The following is a 3,427-nucleotide window of genomic DNA, read 5'->3' on the forward strand; positions in this document are numbered from 1 at the left end:
GGGGATGGACAGAGAACGGAATCTTGGAGCCTTCAACAATCCGACTGAGTAGTTTCCGGAAACCTGCTGCAGTGAATGGAGCACCCCGCTCAGTCACAAAAACATAGGCAGAAGAAGCAGACTCATGCTTGAGCCGCCTGAGGGCCCTTAACTGCAGCCCCTGCAACGGATGCACACTGGGAATGCCCCGCTTAAGTCGTCTGACATGGAGTAAACCCAGATCAAAATCGATTTGCTCCCAACGCAGGGCACATAACTCAGACCTAAGTACAGGACAAAAAAGGTAGCACCTCATAGAACTCATCAGACTTTTGATCTAAATTGAGGACAATGCAGCGTAGATGGTCAAATCCATAGCGAAAGATGCTCTTAGCCCGTCGTCGATGCTTTTTCACCCGCAATGGCTTGAGTTGGTGGAGCCATTGTCCAGTGCGAAACGCCCAGCACAGTGCCAGCGTCAGTAGAGCAAACAACTTACTGAGGCGTTCTGGGTCTTGCAGATGGGTTGATTCGAGGCAGAATCCCCTGGTTTTGAAAATGCCAAAGAGGGTTTCAATCCCCCATCGGTGGGCATAATCGCTTAGGGCTGTTTCAGGTGCATGGGCAGTGGCAACAACTAGCAAGGAACCATCTTCGAGTCTCATGGCAGCCACATCAACCCAATGCCCCCAAAGGCGACGCCGTTTGGCTAAGACCTTAACTTCATTGGTCTTCAAATGAGCAAACACAACCCTGGCCTTGAGCAGAGTGCGCCCATTACCAAGCTTTTCACTTTGGCGAATACGGATGCGCAAGGGCAATGCTGCTTGTTTGAGCAGATAGCCAAACCACCGTTGCCCGATAAATTCCCGGTCAGCCGTCAGGCAACTGACCTGACGCTGTGGGAACAACCTCCGCCATTCATCCATTAGCTCAATGCGTTCAGGAGTATTGGAGTTGCCCTTTTTGTCGAGCATCCACCACAGCACTGGAAAAGCAACGCCATCATGGACGATTCCTAACGTCAGGATGTTGAACACTACCTGGCCGAATTGCCACTGCGTGCGGTCAAGACTGAGCACCCAAGGTTCAGGAATATCCATCAGCGCCACCACGACCTGTGCAAAGTCGTAGTAATCAAGTTCAAAGTGACGAAAGAAGCGCTGTAATCGTTTGTAGTGCGACTCTGGCGCTGCATCACCGCTAAAGCCAGTTGCCAACTCAGACAGGTTGACGGTTTTGACCCGAAACAGGGCAATCAAGAATAAAGCAACAAAGGTGAGCCGGGCACCCCCGCCATTTCAGGTGAGGCTGCAAAGTTTGGCGTAGCAAAGTAACCTGGTCCATAGGGTTTCATTGTGAGTGTTTGCAATCTCCATGAAACCCTACCCTGGTTTATGCTTCAATCTTTTGTCCTGTACTGAGGTCGTTGGTAAGTAATAAACAGCAGCACAACAAGGCGATTCTACGTACTAAAAGTTGCGATGCGAAAATGTGATATTTTCTTGAACGAACGGGGCCATCTTTTAGGCGAGCATGGCTTCATATCTGATGCGGGACGTGTCGAGCGAACAATTAACGGCAACATTGTCTTTTATCATTACAGCCACCAAGAAAACCTTGAAAAGATTTTCTCCCCCAATAACGGTTTGTGGGCACGCTTGAATGTTGTGCATTGTGATATAGCCCTCGAATTTGTAGGAAGTTATTTGGTAGAGGCATTGCTTGAGCCACTGCCTATATGGGTGAATTGCAGCCCCTATTTTGGTGATTTAGGTTTGGAAATGATGAAGGCTTATGTCGGTAATATCCTATTACGTATCGAAGTGCCGCCTGACTTTCCAAATCTATACGTTGCAGACACTGCTCATAATTTCGAGTGTAAGCATCTAGAAAGAAGGGAGCGAGTCGCTTTGGACTTAGATTACGATTGCCGGACAGGTCATGAAAGCTGCAAGGCGGAAATTAATTCATACATTCCGTTGCTACAATACAACGGCGGCCATGTTGCTCCCAATATCAAAGTTATACGCTATGGGACAGGCGTGGCTATCCCTCATGAATATACAGCGGTTTGCAGGTTTATTGAGCACAATAGCAGCAGTGAGCGAACCAATTTCGTAGATGGTTAGGATCAATTAAATCAATGGCTGTGGCCAACACAGTATCAACCATCTTTGAAGTGGTGGGCGAGATCTGCCTTAATAGTGCCTTGACCTGCGACCACCAGTGCTCAATGGGATTAAACTCTGGAGAATAGGGAGATAGATAGAGAACCCTTGCGCCAACAGCCTCAATCAACGGTGTGATGGCTTTGACTTTATGGGCAGGCAAGTTATCCATCACGACGACAGCCCCTGGCCATAGCTCAGGCACAAGCCACTCGGATACATAGACCTCAAAAGCTGATGCATCCATTGAGCCATCCATCGTCATCACAGCCAATACCTTTGAAACAGTAACCGCGCCGATGACACTGACCTTGCCACCCCGGTAAAAGGGTTTGAAGTCATAAGCACGCATTCCAGGTGCAGCACGGGCATGGGTTCTCATTAATCCGAGCAAAACCCCCATCTCGTCGAGAAACACTAAGTCTTCAAGGCGCACTTCTGTAACCTGTTGCCAATAGGCTTGTCTCAGAAGTTGGACGCGTTCGCTGATGGCCTGGCTGGGGCGAAGCGTCTTTTTTTACGCGGTAAGTTTAGTCTCTGAAAGGTCCGACACATGGTGCTTTGGCTTACCCAAAGCCCAGTTTCATCAAATAGTAGCTCACAGTATTCTGCCAAGCTTGCATCAGAGTGCCGCTCAAAGATAGCCAGTAACTGATCTTTGTATTGCATCACGGGGCTAACCATCGTTCCACCTTGCTTGCGGGGAGCGAGGTGGCCCTGTGTAAGCTTGTGTTTAATCAATCTCTCGACAGTGTTTTTGCTGACGGCAAAGCGCTGGGCTATTTTTCGGATAGAGCTGTTGCCCTTTTCAACTGCGTTGACAATGCGCTCTCGTAAGTCCATTGATAAGGGTTTCATGGCTGACCGGAATCTGAACAACACTATTGTCCCCTACCTAGATGAAAAACGCTGTAAAATCTGTCGGTGTTGCTCCCTGGCTAGATTGAGTTTCTGAGCCAAATGCAGGCCAGACAATGAGGGCAAACCCAACGTTCAAAAGGGATACCCAAACTGTCACGATTAAAACCAAGAGTACTGGGCCGCAGTAGGAGAGTAACAGATCGCGATCGCAGTAGGGAATTTTAGCAGCAAACCGGAATAGCTGCCAAAGCAATTTGCTCAGAGGGGTACTTATTACTCCTTTGTTGCTGCGAGGATAGAGCACGGTTAAAAAGATATCTGCATAAAGCCAGTAGCACTAAAACTATACCGATGGTTTGGATTAGCCAGTTCATCGCCTACCTTTTCAAACAAGTTCTCAAGACTAAATTAATATT

At 48.3% G+C, this 3,427-nt stretch carries 4 protein-coding genes and 1 pseudogene; 1 reads left to right on the forward strand and 4 read right to left on the reverse strand.

The features are described 5' to 3' along the window. Both AC2VE5_RS24790 and AC2VE5_RS24795 read right to left on the reverse strand, forming a co-directional pair. The coding region (locus AC2VE5_RS24790; RefSeq protein ID WP_486890274.1) for a tyrosine-type recombinase/integrase at positions 1-304 on the reverse strand (304 nt) is incomplete at its 3' end. Then, positions 264-1,326, reverse strand: a pseudogene (locus AC2VE5_RS24795) (IS4 family transposase). The gene AC2VE5_RS24790 and the pseudogene AC2VE5_RS24795, both read right to left, overlap by 41 nt. 158 nt (positions 1,327-1,484) lie before the next feature. On the opposite strand from AC2VE5_RS24795, the gene AC2VE5_RS24800 reads away from it, so the two are divergent. Then, complete coding sequence (locus AC2VE5_RS24800) at positions 1,485-2,111, forward strand: hypothetical protein (protein WP_486890275.1); 627 nt, start codon at positions 1,485-1,487, stop codon at positions 2,109-2,111. Here the strand turns inward: AC2VE5_RS24800 and AC2VE5_RS24805 are convergent. Together AC2VE5_RS24805 and AC2VE5_RS24810 are read right to left on the reverse strand one after the other, a co-directional pair. After that, positions 2,062-2,586, reverse strand: a complete 525-nt coding sequence (locus AC2VE5_RS24805; protein ID WP_486890276.1) for a transposase — start codon at positions 2,584-2,586, stop codon at positions 2,062-2,064. The genes AC2VE5_RS24800 and AC2VE5_RS24805 overlap by 50 nt on opposite strands. A gap of 29 nt (positions 2,587-2,615) precedes the next feature. Next, entirely contained in the window at positions 2,616-3,008 is a 393-nt protein-coding gene (locus AC2VE5_RS24810; RefSeq protein WP_486890277.1) for a helix-turn-helix domain-containing protein, read from the reverse strand. Positions 3,009-3,427 lie beyond the last annotated feature (419 nt).

The organism is Aliterella sp. E5.1, assembly GCF_057473825.1.